General features: G+C 53.1%; 11 protein-coding genes. 9 read left to right on the top strand and 2 right to left on the bottom strand.

Annotation, left to right across the window (positions count from 1 at the left end; all coding sequences use genetic code 11):
• Positions 1–173 precede the first annotated feature (173 nt).
• From rsxC to BUB60_RS10865, 3 genes are all read left to right on the top strand, one after another.
• The gene (gene rsxC, locus BUB60_RS10875; RefSeq protein ID WP_073078822.1) at positions 174–2,135 is read left to right on the top strand and encodes an electron transport complex subunit RsxC; all 1,962 of its coding nucleotides are present in this window, start codon (positions 174–176) and stop codon (positions 2,133–2,135) included.
• A 1-nt stretch (position 2,136) separates the two neighbouring features.
• Positions 2,137–2,766: a methylenetetrahydrofolate reductase C-terminal domain-containing protein gene (locus BUB60_RS10870; RefSeq protein ID WP_073078820.1), complete on the top strand. Its 630-nt coding sequence runs from the start codon at positions 2,137–2,139 to the stop codon at positions 2,764–2,766.
• 68 nt (positions 2,767–2,834) lie between these two features.
• Positions 2,835–3,716 (top strand): methylenetetrahydrofolate reductase, encoded by an 882-nt coding sequence (locus tag BUB60_RS10865; protein WP_073078818.1) that lies wholly within the window; start codon positions 2,835–2,837, stop codon positions 3,714–3,716.
• A gap of 128 nt (positions 3,717–3,844) precedes the next feature.
• Here BUB60_RS10865 and BUB60_RS10860 read toward each other — a convergent pair whose 3' ends face one another.
• Positions 3,845–4,861: a hypothetical protein gene (locus BUB60_RS10860; RefSeq protein WP_073078816.1), complete on the bottom strand. Its 1,017-nt coding sequence runs from the start codon at positions 4,859–4,861 to the stop codon at positions 3,845–3,847.
• A 262-nt stretch (positions 4,862–5,123) separates the two neighbouring features.
• On the opposite strand from BUB60_RS10860, the gene BUB60_RS10855 reads away from it, so the two are divergent.
• The 3 genes from BUB60_RS10855 to BUB60_RS10845 all read left to right on the top strand — a co-directional run bounded on the left by BUB60_RS10855 (position 5,124) and on the right by BUB60_RS10845 (position 9,024).
• On the top strand, positions 5,124–5,741 hold the full coding sequence (locus BUB60_RS10855; RefSeq protein WP_084726417.1) for a PilZ domain-containing protein: 618 nt from the start codon (positions 5,124–5,126) through the stop codon (positions 5,739–5,741).
• 140 nt (positions 5,742–5,881) lie between these two features.
• Positions 5,882–6,865 (top strand): hypothetical protein, encoded by a 984-nt coding sequence (locus BUB60_RS10850; protein ID WP_073078812.1) that lies wholly within the window; start codon positions 5,882–5,884, stop codon positions 6,863–6,865.
• A 152-nt stretch (positions 6,866–7,017) separates the two neighbouring features.
• A complete protein-coding gene (locus BUB60_RS10845) occupies positions 7,018–9,024 on the top strand; it encodes an NAD(P)/FAD-dependent oxidoreductase (RefSeq protein ID WP_073078810.1) in 2,007 nt (668 codons plus the stop codon).
• Between the two features lie 97 nt (positions 9,025–9,121).
• Here the strand turns inward: BUB60_RS10845 and BUB60_RS10840 are convergent, their stop codons facing one another.
• Complete coding sequence (locus BUB60_RS10840) at positions 9,122–9,292, bottom strand: DUF1540 domain-containing protein (RefSeq protein WP_073078807.1); 171 nt, start codon at positions 9,290–9,292, stop codon at positions 9,122–9,124.
• A gap of 532 nt (positions 9,293–9,824) precedes the next feature.
• Between BUB60_RS10840 and BUB60_RS10835 the strand changes: the two genes are divergently transcribed.
• The 3 genes from BUB60_RS10835 (at position 9,825) to BUB60_RS10825 (ending at position 13,461) form a co-directional block, all read left to right on the top strand.
• Entirely contained in the window at positions 9,825–10,982 is a 1,158-nt protein-coding gene (locus tag BUB60_RS10835; protein ID WP_073078805.1) for a tyrosine-type recombinase/integrase, read from the top strand.
• A gap of 185 nt (positions 10,983–11,167) precedes the next feature.
• Positions 11,168–11,650 carry a chemotaxis protein CheW gene (locus tag BUB60_RS10830; RefSeq protein ID WP_423242348.1) on the top strand — a complete coding sequence of 161 codons (483 nt, stop codon included), beginning with the start codon at positions 11,168–11,170 and terminating at the stop codon, positions 11,648–11,650.
• A 26-nt stretch (positions 11,651–11,676) separates the two neighbouring features.
• Complete coding sequence (locus BUB60_RS10825; protein WP_073078804.1) at positions 11,677–13,461, top strand: methyl-accepting chemotaxis protein; 1,785 nt, start codon at positions 11,677–11,679, stop codon at positions 13,459–13,461.
• Positions 13,462–13,612: the final 151 nt, after the last annotated feature.

The raw sequence follows: 13,612 nt of genomic DNA, 5'->3' as shown, positions 1-13,612 counted from the left end.
GAAATATTGCAAGAAAATAAAACATTTTATGATATAATAGATTCATTGACTTGTTGAAATCTTATCGCAACCTGCAGTTTTTGCGCACTCGTCCTTGTTGAAGTACCCAAAGAAAACTACATCATTAATCATCTATTTATCCTGTTGTACCAAGTTTAGGGGGGAGAATTGAATTGGAAGATTACACCAAGTTTAGGTTAAAAGGAAAGGAAGAGCTGACCCCGGTCCTGGCGGATAAGGACAACCTGTTTGTCCTTGCCTGCAACAAATGCTTCAAGGAATTCGAGCTTGCTGAGGAACCGGAATGCGGCAAATTTGAGGCAATTGCCGGCGCGCAGGGGAAAACTCTTGTCGGCTCGGCGAAGGTCGATTTTCTGTGCAACAAAACGACGACGGCGAAGAAGCTTCAGGCCCTGCTGCCGAAGGAAGCGGAAAACGTCTTCGTCATTTCCTGCGGTTTAGGCATCCAGACGATCGCCGATCTGGCGGAGAAGCCGGTATACGCCGCGAGCGATTCGATTGCCTACAGAGGCCGCCACGGCATGGCGCTGACAAAGACGCGCTGCGACGCGTGCGGTCAGTGCTATTTAAACCTTACCGGCGGCATCTGCCCCATTGTCGACTGCTCGAAGAGCCTCGTCAACGGGCAGTGCGGCGGCGCCAAAAACGGCAAATGCGAAGTCAACAAAGAAATGGACTGCGGATGGCAGAAAATTTATAAAAAGATGGAAGAGCAGGGGCGGACCCAGGAGCTATTAAACCAGCCGCTGCAGATCCGCGACTATTCGAAGATCAATTACAAGTTCATCAGCGAATACGTCAAATCCGTCCGCGAGAAGCGGTTCGAGGGCTATTACGGCGGCATCCATCCCTCCGAGCGCAAGGAGCTTGCCGAGCATCTTTCTCTGGTGAAATTCCCGGATGTACATACTGTCGTAATCCCGCTGTCGATGCACGCGGGCGCGCCGGCGGAGCCGATTGTGGCGGTCGGGGACCAGGTGAAGGCCGGCCAGAAGATCGGCGAGGCGAAGGGCGTCGTCAGTGCCAACATTCATTCCAGCGTCAGCGGTAAGGTCATCGCTGTTGAGCCGAGACTGCATGCCACAAACGGCAACGTCCTGTCCGTCGTCATCGAGTCCGACGGCAAGAACACGCTGCACGAGTCCGTCAAACCGGCCGGAGACCTTGACAGCCTCACGCCCGAGCAGATTATCGACATTGTCCGCGGGGCGGGTATCGTCGGTATGGGCGGCGCCGGCTTCCCGACCTCGGTTAAGATTAAACCGCCCAAGCCGGTGGATACGGTGCTCCTCAACGGCTGCGAATGTGAGCCGCTGCTGACTGCCGACCATCGCGTTATGGTCGAGTTTGCCGACGACGTTATCTTCGGCCTCAAGGCGCTGCTCAAGGCCTCGGGCGCCGAAAAGGGCATTATCGCGGTGGAGGACAACAAGCCTGACGCGGTTGAAATACTGCGGTCAAAAACCGCGGACATGGCGAATATCGAGGTCGTCGTTGCAAAAACAAAGTACCCGCAGGGCGCTGAAAAGATGCTGATCAAGCGGGTCCTGGGACGAGCCGTGCCGTCGGGCGGCCTGCCGGCCGACGTGGGCGCGATTGTCAGCAATATCAGTACCGTCAAGGCTGTTTCCGACGCGATCCAGAGGGGCCTGCCGCTGATCGAGCGCGTTGTGACGGTGACCGGCGAGCGGATGAAGACGCCGGGAAATTACATCGTTAAGATCGGCACACCCGTGAAAGAGCTCGTCGATTATTGCGGCGGCGTGACAAGCGACGACGTGACAATCAAAATGGGCGGGCCGATGATGGGCTTTGAGCTCAGCAATCTTGACGTGCCGGTCATGAAGGGCACCAACGGCATCATTGCCGTGGAGCCTGTTTGCTCGGAACCTTATTCCTGCATCAAATGCGGCCGATGCGCCGATGTCTGCCCCATGGAGCTCAAGCCGCTGTATTTCACAAAATACGCGGGGACGCAGAACTGGCAGGGCTTTAAAGAGCAAAGCGTGATGGACTGCATCGAATGCCGATGCTGTGAAACCATCTGCTCCTCAAAGCTTCCCATCGTGAACATGATAAAGATCGGAAAAAAAGCTATAAGGGAGGGTAAATAAGATGCTCATTACCCAACTGAAACAGAAAGACGCGATTGAAACACTTGCAAAAGGAAAAACAGTTATCATTAACTGCCATGGCTGCAAGGAAGTCTACTTCCCCGAGGAAGAAGCCGCGGAGCTGCAAAAGGAACTGTCGGCGCGCGGGGACGTGACGGAAATCATCACAAGGGATTACATATGCAACCCCGACAATCTGTGCTTCCAGCTGCAGAAGTTCATGGATAAAATAAACGCCGCGGACACGGTGCTGGTATTTTCCTGCGGTGTCGGCGTTCAAACCGTCGCGGCTTTCCTGGAAAACAAAAGAGTCTTTGCCGGCTGCGACACCTGCCCTCTGCCGGGCTTTCAGGGCGTGACGCCGCTGGAATTCGACTGCGGGCAATGCGGGGAATGCTACCTGAATTACACCGGCGGCATCTGCCCCATCACCGCCTGCTCAAAGAGCCTCGTCAACGGGCAGTGCGGCGGCTCAAAAAACGGAAAATGCGAAGTCGACAAGAATATGGAGTGCGGATGGGAACGCATTTACCGGAAGCTTGAAAAGCTGAACAAGCTGGATACGCTGAAATTCCAGACAAAGGTACGCGATTATGCCAAGCCCTTTAAAGATTCACAGAATGCCGACTGATGGAAACACGGTGCGCCGCGTTTGCCGCGAATTTTGAAAAAGATAATAATAATTAGGAGCGATAAGAAATGAAACTTACTGAGTTATTTCAGCGTGGCGAGTTTGTAGTTACTGCAGAAGTAGGCCCCCCAAAGGGATTTCATATCGATCATCTGCTCCACGAAGCGGATGAATATTTAAAGGGCAGGGTCCATGCGGTCAACGTGACCGATAACCAGTCTTCCGTGATGCGCCTCGGCTCTCTGGCAACGTGCAAGGCCTTGAAGGACAGGGGCCTGAACCCGATTTTCCAGATGACGTGCCGTGACAGGAACCGCATTGCCCTGCAGTCGGATATATTGAGCGCGGCGCTGTTCGGTATTGAGAACCTGCTCTGCCTGACCGGCGACCACACCACCCTGGGCGATAACCCGCAGGCCAAGCCTGTTTTCGATCTGGATTCCGTGTCGCTTCTGCACATGGTGAAAAAGCTTGAGTCCGGCGAGGATCTTGCGGGCAATCCTCTCGAAGGGGACGCACCCAAATTTTCCAAAGGCGCCGTCGTTTCCCCCTGCAGCGATTCCGTTGACGTGCAGCTTGCCAAAATGGAAGCAAAGGTCAAGGCCGGCGCGGAATACTTCCAGACGCAGGCGGTCTATGAACCCGAAAAATTCATCAAATTCATGGAGAAGGCCAAGCAATTCGGCGTGCCCGTCCAGCTCGGAATCGTTATTCCGAAAAACGCGGGTATGGCGAAGTACATGAACGCGAACGTGGCCGGAATCAGCGTCCCGGATTCAATGATCGAGGAGCTGCAGAAGGATAAGGAAAAGACCAAGGCCGGCATTACCGGCATTGAGATTTCCGCGCGTATCATCAAAGAGTGCAGGCCGTACTGCCAGGGCGTACATATCATGGCTATGGGCTGGGAATCAAAGGTCCCGGATATTCTGGCGCAGGCGGGAATATAAGCTTATTTCGGCAGCGCCGAAGGATTAAAAGAATCGTAAAAAGACAGGGTATCGCAACCGGAGGGTGTGCGATACCCTGTTGTTATTATGAATTCAGTTGAGGCGCGTGCCGGGTCCGTCGATACCCGTTACCCGTTTTGCTGAGCCGGTAATGCGTCCTTTAACAGGGCGACGATATCAAGATTGGTATCCGCGTTTTTGTCGGGTACCGTTATATTGACACTCTTATTGATGTCGCTTAGAAGCAGGGTGAAGGCGAGATCAATTTGCTCGCCGGTATCGTCTATACCTGTAAAGCTTAAGCTCAGGCCTGTGATATAGCTGTCTTCAATTGTAAACTCGGCGTTAAGGTCGAGGGCCTTCAGCGCATCCATAGCTTCGCTGATTTCTTTGATCAAGGTTTCCGCGTCGGGCATTTCTTCAAATTCGTCAAAAGCTTCCTGGCCTAACCGGGCGATGAATGCGCCGTATTCGTCCTTTACCAGCTGATAATTGTCCTCGTTGCTGAAGAACTCGGTCAGTATTGCCTTTAAGTCTTCCTTCGACAGGGTGAAGCTGTACGTTCCGTTTTCCGAGACCTTTTTTCCTTCAAGGCTTTCAAATTTTTGAATCTTGCCGCTGTTATTAGTTAAGTAAGACTGAACAGACGACTCGATCGCGGCTGAGAGGCCCGAGGATCGGGTACCCAGCTCCGAATAAGTCTGGAGTGTGTTTTCAAAGTCCTTGTACTCCTCTGGGGTCAGCGCGAGCTGCATGAGCGTTTCCAATTGTGCCGAGGATAGATAGAAATCGGTTTTGCCTGCAAAACTATCTCTAATCACGTCTGGAATGCCGACAAATATATCGAAATCAAATTCCTTGGCGGAGGTATCGAGGTAAACGGGGAATTTCATCGGTTCGCCGTCAACGACTGCCGATACGTCGGCCCTTGTCTTTATCCTGTCGGCGGCGGAGCTTAATTTGCCGTTCATGTTGAACTGGACTGCCGTGTCTTCCACTTCGCCCGCGTTTGATAACTTCACATTAAAATCGACGAAATAAGAATAGGATGTTATCGCCGCGTTGTTCTCGTAGGCCGTTTCCAGGGCGATAGGCTTGCCGCAGCCGGCAAGCACTGCCGTCATGGCCAAAGCCAGCGCGATCAAAGTAAATTTCTTTTTGGTTTTCAGGTTTATTCCTCCCTTTCTTAAAATAATGCTGTCTATGCAAGCCTGCTGCGATCAAAAGGCATAGAAAAACATATTGCCGCATGGCAACAATATCATTTTTGCATATTTTTCGGTAATTTACAATTGTACCAAGGTACAGTCTTTCAGGTTTGCTGCCGGAGAAAACTATTTCATAAAGTTATAACATAAGTACATTGAAGATTTTACCTTAATGCGATAGTGTGTGAAAGGTGGTGCTATGTATCTAAAATGTGACGCAATGATTTACCTGGCCGATCAGATTGAAGCGCCGGTGTTCTGCAGGATCATAAAGCTCGACACGGACAGGAGGGAAGCCTGGGTTCGGGTTGAAGAGAATCGTATCCTGCGGGATAAGGACACGGTCAGTATACAAACGTACGATGATGCCAAAGGCATGCTTTTTTATCAGGGGATGGTGTGCGAGGCGTCCGTACACAAATTGGCGATCAAAAAGCTCCGCCTTGTTGATGAAAGGCAGCGGCGGGACGACGTCCGGGTCAAAGTAAATATCCCGCTGCTTCTGAACGAAATATATATAGGTACAAAAATCAGGAAGCTGGACAAGGGCGCGCGGTTTGAGGTAATAAATGTCAGCGCCGGCGGTATGCTTTTAAAATCCCGCCTGGATATCGCCGAAGAGAACGCCTGCCTGATCTTTGATTTTCCCTTGGAGACAAAGCATTTGAATTGCAGAGCGCAAATTGTCAGAAAGCAGGCTGAAAACGATTATTACTTATATGGGTGCCAATTGCTCAATAATGAAAGCGATAAAAGGGAACTCAGAAGATTCGTTTTTAAAACGCAATTGAAAACGAGAAGGACAGCCCTGAGATAACGGGGATATTGGACATAACAAAACAGGCTGCAGCTCTTCATAAAAGGGCGATAGCCTGTTTTTTTCATATACTTGAATATTGGATGCGTTTGCCTTATAGTGGAATAAATTGCCTTGGCAAGGCTGTGCGGACGTCACCGATGTTGTTTCATATCCTGCATAGCTTTGCCGGAAAGGATGCGGACACAATGCTGCTGCGCGATTTAAAATCGGAATTTCTTATCCCGGATAAGGAGATCATTATCAATAAGGCGTTCAGAGCCCGGGGGCAGGACGGAGTGCTCGCGTCCCTGACATTGCAGGACGGCAAGCAGACGCTTTGGAGCGTGTGCCGCAGTTCGATTCGGGATGCCTGTGACGTAAAGTGTGAGCTTACGACAAATCGTGATATCTTCAGGTGCGGCATGGATGCCGCCCCGGGTATGTTTCCCTGTGAAGCGCGTATACAGGGACATAAGATCACGTTCGGGGGAGGGCGGAGCAGAGCCGTGTTTCCGGAAAATGTCGGAGGCTATATGCGCCTGCAGCACTTTGCGGAGCAAAAAGTGGACTTGTCCGTTTTTGACGGCACGGATTTAATCCACGTTATGATCATGGCCTGGGAGGTCAACGGTGAGGTGCCGTTTTCGGAAATTTCGCCGCCCTTCGACGGCGATATCGTTTTGAAAATCCGAGAAATCGTCCGGCAGCAGTATATCGGGAGGACGTACGACCTGCCGTTTGGCGTGGCGTTGCCGGACGAGCGCCGTTCATTTTTCGACAACGAAAACAATGTTGAGCGGTATTTTTATATCAACAGGCTGGCACGATATGACCCGCGGGGCTCGATGCAGGCGACCGGAGAGAACACCTGCCCGAGTGGATTTGGTCTTGCCTATGTCGAATACGAAGCGGAAGACGATATCCAGTTCCTGTTTTACGAAAAGGAATACTTGGACAGCGCGCCGGAGCGGGCCGGCAGAACTATCGGTATTTACGGCAGCACAACGGAGAAGGGGCCCCATGGGCTGAAGCTGCAGACCTGCGTGTTAAAAAAACCTGTTCCCAAGGACTTTGACGGACATATATCGATTGAACTGTTTTCCCGGGATATACGAGTCCCGGAGGAGACGATTGTCATATAAGCCGCCCGGGGTATTGCATTTTGTGCAATACCCTGTTTTTTTACGTGCAATACTTATGTATGTACGATTTGGAGCTTGCTACCTTTCGATATTTATTGTATTATTACTGTAATTGAATATAGCCCCAGTCTGATGTGAAAGGAAATAAAAAAATGGCATCGAATTACACGCATCTCTTTTCCCCGATCAAAGTCCGCGGTGTGGATTTCAAAAACCGCATCATCTTGGCGCCGCCGTCGCCGAACCTGGCAAGCCCGGACGGGCTGGTGACCCACCAGTTTGTGGACTGGTTCCGCATGTTCGCCCGCGGCGGCGCGTCGATCCTGTACGTGGGCAACTCGTCCATCGATATCACCGAGTGCAAGGACGAGGAGTGCCAGCTGGATCTGTCGAGCGATCACAGCGTGCTGCCGCTGTCGTGGTATGCGGAGATGGCGCAGGAGTTTGACTGCCACGCCTCGCTGGAGGTCAACCATAACGGCAAGGACACCACGTTCGAGGCTGTCGGACATGTGCCGTTTTCCTCCAGTCCGATCCCCGGCGACAGCGAAAGGATGCGCGCCGCGATGGCGGGCCGCGAACCGTACATACCCATCGAAATGGATCAGAAAAAGATCGATGAGACCGTGATGAAATACGCCATGGCCTGCAAGCGCATGCAGCGCGCGGGCATGGACGTGGCGCTGCTGCACGGCGGTCACGGCAACCTGATCTCCCAGTTTACCTCGCCCCATTACAATAAGCGGACGGACAAGTACGGCGGCTCTTTGGAGAACCGCGCGCGCTTTGCCATCGAGGTGGTGGAGAAGACCCGCGAGCTGTGCGGCGAGAACTTCGTTATCGACTACCGCATCTCCGCCGACGAGATCATCGAAGACGGCATGCACTTTGAAGAAACGCTCAAGCTCATGAAAATTCTCAAGGACCACGGCGTGGACATGTTCAACGTCTCCGCCGGCCTCCACTCCGAGGGGCTCATGAAGTACATGCGCTACTGGCTCCAGGGCTCCACGATGAAGCGTGGCTTTAACGTCCACTGGACGCAGAAAATCAAGGATCATTTCCAGGGCGATATCCGCCTGACGGCCGTCGGCTCCATCACCAGCGTCGACCTGGCGGAGGAATATCTCTCCAACGGATGGGTCGACTTCGTGGCGATGTGCCGCCCGCTGATGGCCGACCCCGATATGCCGAAGAAGGCCGCGGCCAACCGCAGGGAGGACATTCGTCCGTGCCTGCGCTGCAACGCGTGCGCCATGCGCCTCGGCGGACCGAAGGTCATCAACTGCGCCGTCAACCCCATTTCCGGCATGACGAGTTACCTGCGCGACGGCGAAGTGCCGGTTGCCAAGGTGAAGAAAAAGGTCGCCGTCGTCGGCGCCGGCCCGGCCGGTCTCACGGCGATGCACACGCTCATCGAGCGCGGCCATGACGTGACGGTTTACGAAAAGTCCGACCGTATCGCCGGCTGCCTCAACGGCGCGGCGGCGCCCCGGATCAAATTCGATCTGAAGGATTACCTGAAGTGGACAAACGTCCAGGCCCAGAAGGCCATCAAGGCCGGCAAGGCAAAAGTCCTGCTGAATACGGAAGCCACAAAGGAGCTGCTGGATATCGAGGGCTATGACGCCGTGATCATCGCCGTCGGCGCGGAGCCCCTCGTACCGCGGAGCATCCCGGGCATCACAAGACCGAACGTCATGTGGGCCTCCGACGCGCTGACGAAATACCGCCCCAAGGTCGGCCGGAAAATCGTCATCGTCGGCGCCGGTGATATCGGCATGGAGGCGGCCCACGACTTTACCGAGGACGGCAAAGAGGTCGTCGGCCTGATCGACATGATGCCCAAGCCGCAGTTCCTGTTCAGCGAAATGCCGGGCCTGCTGGACGAGAAGGGGATCCAGGTGCAGTACAGCACCTCGCTCGTGGAGGTCACGGATAAGGGCATTGTCGCCAAGGACCAGGACGGCAGGACGTTTGAGATCGAGGCGGACACCGTGCTGCTGGCAATGGGCATGCGCATCAATCACGATCTGGTCGGCCAGCTGCGCCACTGCGCACCGGAGACGGAGTGCTACATCGTCGGTGACGCGAAAAAGATCGGCGGCAACATCTCCGCCGCGGTCAACGGCGCGTTCCAGGCGGCGCTGCACATCTAAGGTTTATTATGTACCGGCGCCTGCGGGGCCGCGCGAAAAGGTAAGCAAAAAAGACAGGGTATCGCACTGCAAAGTCGATACCCTGTCTTTTCATTTATCAGGTCTGCGGTATAAAGGTTGAGCAGTCTGTCTCGCCGGAGTTCCGGGCGGTTCTCGGTGTCACCTGGATTTTGTCCGCCGAGCAGAAATCGCCGTTCATATAATATTGGCAGGTTGAAACCTCGCAGCTGATGCCCTGATTGGGATGATCCATTTTATTGGCTTTCATTTTTTTCCCTCCACACAGATTGATCTAGGGTTCGTTATAGTTTTTGAGCAAACAGCGTGCTTTATACAGCCGGAATAGAGGATAAAACAGAGATTTACAAGTAAACAAACGATCAAGAACTGCCGATACAAACGATACGTGAAAGTTTTCGTAAAGGGGCTGATGCCTTGAAAAAAGCAGAATATATAAATCCGCCGGCCTGAGATACAGTCAGGGCCGGCGGATTTATATTTAATTCACATCGGAATAGTAGTAAATGCTGAACCGGCAGGCTTCGGCATCGGACAGCACGCCCCGGAGCCTGATGAATCGCCGAAAAAAGGCCGCAGTTTATTTGGAACTGCGACCGCCTTTTTTCATATTTATCGATAAATTTCCGCCGCAGATTAGCTTAAATTGCCGCCCAAAAGAAAAAAGGCGGCCGAGAAGCGATGACCTGGCACGTTCATTTGGCTGAAATATGGTGCCGCACGGCGTTTGCATAGCCATTCGCCGTCAATTTTAACGTCACATTTTGAAAGGAGCATGATCTATGTCACGCAGAGGAGAAAACGTTTACAGGCGGAAGGATGGGCGCTGGGAGGGGCGCATCCTGAAACCGGACGGGAAATACAAATACCTTTATGCCGGCACGTACCGGGAGATCAAGGAGAAAAAGAAGAATTATCAGGATAACGCCGGCGCTGACAAACCGGCCGCGCCCCGCCGCGCAGAAAATCCGGCCGGGCTGTTTGACCGATGGCTGGAAAGCTGCGCTGTTAACGGCGTCAAACCGTCCACCTATGAAAATTACTATAACTGCATGCGCCTGTATGTCATTCCCTTTTTTACCGGCCCTGAAAATAGCCGGATAACAGAGACGTCCGCCGGGCGTTTTGTCAGAGCCATCAAGGATAATGTGGCCCTCTCGGACGCATATAAAAGAAAGCTCCTGTCGATTTTCAAAACAGCGCTGAGGGAGATACTGAAGGGCTCGGCGGAGTGCGCGCCTGTTATGGAAGCCGTCAGGCTGCCAAAGCCGGAAAGCACGGAGGTCCAGGTTTTTTCTCTGAAGGAACAGCGGCTGGTCGAGAACGCGGTCCTGTGTTCAAACGACATGCGGCGCCTCGGCATACTCCTGTGCTTTTATACCGGGATACGGCTTGGGGAGCTCTGCGCCCTGAAATGGGGCGACATCGATTTCGAAGCGGGAACGATGTCCATCGCGAGAACGGTATCGCGCACAAAAAACTTCCGTCCGGAGGAAAACAGGACAGCCCTTCTTGTGGGACTGCCCAAGAGCCAGAAGTCCGTCAGAAAAATTCCCTTGCCCGCCTTTCTGCTGAAGCTGGCCGCCGGGATGAAGCCGGCCGCAAACGAAGAGCATTACGTCCTCTCCGGTACCGCCGCACCGCTCGACCCGCGTACGTATCAAAAGTATTTTAAAAAGATTTTGTTGCTGGCGGGCGTTAAGGACCGCAAATTCCACGCCATCAGGCATACCTTCGCCACGCGCGCGCTGGAGCTTGGCGTCGACATCAAAACGCTGAGCGAAATATTGGGGCATGCCAATGTGTCCATTACCCTCAATATTTACGCACACTCCCTGATGGAGCAGAAAAAAATAGCCATCGAAAAGCTGAACAAGCTGCACATCACGCATATGGATTTTTCTTTATTCCCCGTCACAGAAGCCGTCATTCCCGTTTAAAACGGGGCCATTTCAGCGCTTTTCCCGTACGGGTCGCAGTTCCAAATAAACTGCGGCTATCTTGAAGAGCTCCGAATCCGCAGCGTTATTTATGTCCGGCGGAAGATATTATTGAGCACTGGGGGTGAGAAATGCCGGCTGATGGGACAAGCAATAAATTCATGGAGGTAGTTGCATTGGAAAAGTTGGAAGCACAGAAAGAAATCAGGGAAGAAATTGAGGAAGAGAGCTTAAAGGGAAAATATCTGACTTTTATTGTCTGCGAGGAGACGTATGGAATACAAATCAGATATGTCACGGAGATTGTCGGCATTCAGACAATAACCGAAATGCCGGAAATGCCCGAATACATCAAAGGCGTCATCAATCTGAGGGGCAAGATTATTCCCGTCATGGACGTCAGATTGAGATTCGGTATGCAGGAGCACGTTTACGATGACCGGACCTGTATTGTCGTTATCGATTACAACGAGATCACCTATGGCCTTATCGTTGACAGCGTTTCGGAGGTCATTGCCATTGGGGAGGACAGTATCACGGAGACGCCGAATTTATACGCCGAGAGCAGCGGCTTCGTAAAAAACATCGGCAAAATCGATGCCGTCGTGATCCTCCTGCTGGACTGTGAAAGGCTATTAATGGAAAGAACAGCATCAATTTTACGTTAGAATTAACAGAGAGAAGTGTATGAGTTATGAAGTGGTTTGCAAATTTAAAAATAGCGACAAAGCTGATTACCGGTTTTATTATAGTGGCGATCATCGCCGGTGTCGTCGGCGTCGTCGGGCTTATCAATCTTAACAGCATAGGCCAGGCCGACTCGCGCCTGTACAGTGTCAATACATTGGGGACCAATTACGCCGGCACCGCATGCATATATTATCAGAGAATCCGGTACAATTCCGTCAAGGCCATCATCACCGACGGGACGAGCCTGCAGGACGACGCGTTAAACAAGATCGGCAATTATCTGACCCTGGTAGATCAGAACCTGGCAAGTTACGAGAGCGGCGACATTTCCGACGCCAATCAGGCGCTCGTCGATACGTTAAAGCCGCAATGGGATAACTACAAATCCATCATCGAAAAGGTTGTCAGCGACATAAAGTCGGACAACGACGAGGCGGCCCAGAGCCTGATCCTGGGCGATCTGACGACCGCGGGTGACGCCGTGCAGGCCTCGTTCGACCAGATCATGGCGTACAACGCGGATTCGGGTAAATCAAAGAACGAACAAAACATGCAGCTGGTCACGTCGGCAACGGTGATAATGCTGATCGTTATCGCCGCCGGCGTCGCTATCGCGATTGCCCTGGGAATAGCGATATCAAGAATGATCAGCAGGCCTGTCAGGAAAATGGTGGACGCCGCCAAGCTGCTCGCCAAAGGCGACGTGAACGCGGTGATCGACGTTGCGGCAAAAGACGAAATAGGCACGTTGGCCAAAGCCTTTGAGGAGCTGGTAGCCAGTACAAAAGAGCAGGCGTATGTTGCGCGGCGGCTGGCTGACGGAGACTTGACGGCGGACATTGCCGTCCGCTCCGACAATGACCTTTTAGGTAAGAGCATAGCCGAATTGCTCAATAAACTCAATCAAATCATCGAAACAATTGTCCTGGCGGCCGAGCAGGTCGCTTCCGGCTCGAATATCGTGTCAACCTCCAGCATGTCGCTGTCTCAGGGGGCAACCGAGCAGGCGAGCTCCGTGGAGGAACTGACGGCGTCGCTGGAGGAAATATCCTCCCAGGTCATACATAACGCGGAAAACGCCAGAACGGCAAACGATCTGGCGAGAAACGCCGAGGCCAACGCGGCCGACGGCAACGCCCAAATGAAGGACATGCTGGCGGCAATGGCTGAAATTAACGAATCGTCCAGCAGCATCAACAAAATCATCAAGGTCATTGACGATATCGCGTTCCAGACAAATATTCTCGCGCTGAATGCGGCGGTGGAAGCCGCCAGGGCGGGGCAGCACGGCAAGGGCTTCGCCGTCGTGGCGGAGGAAGTGAGAAGCCTGGCGGCGCGCTCGGCCGATGCCGCCAAGGAGACGACGGATCTCATTGAGGGCTCCATTAAGAAGGTCGAGGCAGGTACGAAGATCGCCAACAGCACAGCGGCCGCCCTGAATCAGATCGTGGAGCAGGTCAAAAAAGCGGCGGACCTGGTCAGCGACATCGCCACGGCGTCCAGCGAGCAGTCTGTCGGCATCGAACAGGTGAATCAGGGCATCGTGCAGATTTCCCAGGTGGTCCAGACCAACGCGGCCACGTCGGAGGAGGGCGCGGCCGCCAGCGAGGAGCTTTCGGGCCAGGCGGCGCAGCTGAAGGAGATCGTGGGCATTTTCAAGCTGAAAAGGCGGATCGGCGAGGCGGCGGCGAGTCCAGCGCCCAGGACTGCCGATATGAAAAGTATTCCCGCCATGCCGGCGGCAAAAGCCGCCGTTTCCGCAGGCGGTGAAAATTTCGGTAAATACTAATAAGAAAAGCGGAAGGACCTGTCGTCATTTGACGGCAGGTTCTTTCTCATGTGCCGTTTTTTGGTTCCAAGGCGCATTGTGTTGTAATATGTAGACAATAGTGTTATAATATGTAAAATTTTGATCATCGCGGTTTCTACGGGAGTATCCT

The organism is Sporobacter termitidis DSM 10068, from assembly GCF_900130065.1.
In the GTDB taxonomy this organism is placed as follows: domain Bacteria; phylum Bacillota; class Clostridia; order Oscillospirales; family Oscillospiraceae; genus Sporobacter; species Sporobacter termitidis.
This window is presented reverse-complemented; position numbering and strand designations above follow the sequence as displayed.

Coding starts and splice junctions, on each gene's coding strand:
- BUB60_RS10870 (WP_073078820.1), top strand. CDS start 2,137: ATGCTCATTACCCAACTGAAACAGAAAGACGCGATTGAAACACTTGCA.
- BUB60_RS10865 (WP_073078818.1), top strand. CDS start 2,835: ATGAAACTTACTGAGTTATTTCAGCGTGGCGAGTTTGTAGTTACTGCA.
- BUB60_RS10855 (WP_084726417.1), top strand. CDS start 5,124: ATGTATCTAAAATGTGACGCAATGATTTACCTGGCCGATCAGATTGAA.
- BUB60_RS10850 (WP_073078812.1), top strand. CDS start 5,882: ATGTTGTTTCATATCCTGCATAGCTTTGCCGGAAAGGATGCGGACACA.
- BUB60_RS10845 (WP_073078810.1), top strand. CDS start 7,018: ATGGCATCGAATTACACGCATCTCTTTTCCCCGATCAAAGTCCGCGGT.
- BUB60_RS10840 (WP_073078807.1), bottom strand. CDS start 9,292: ATGAAAGCCAATAAAATGGATCATCCCAATCAGGGCATCAGCTGCGAG.
- BUB60_RS10835 (WP_073078805.1), top strand. CDS start 9,825: ATGTCACGCAGAGGAGAAAACGTTTACAGGCGGAAGGATGGGCGCTGG.
- BUB60_RS10825 (WP_073078804.1), top strand. CDS start 11,677: ATGAAGTGGTTTGCAAATTTAAAAATAGCGACAAAGCTGATTACCGGT.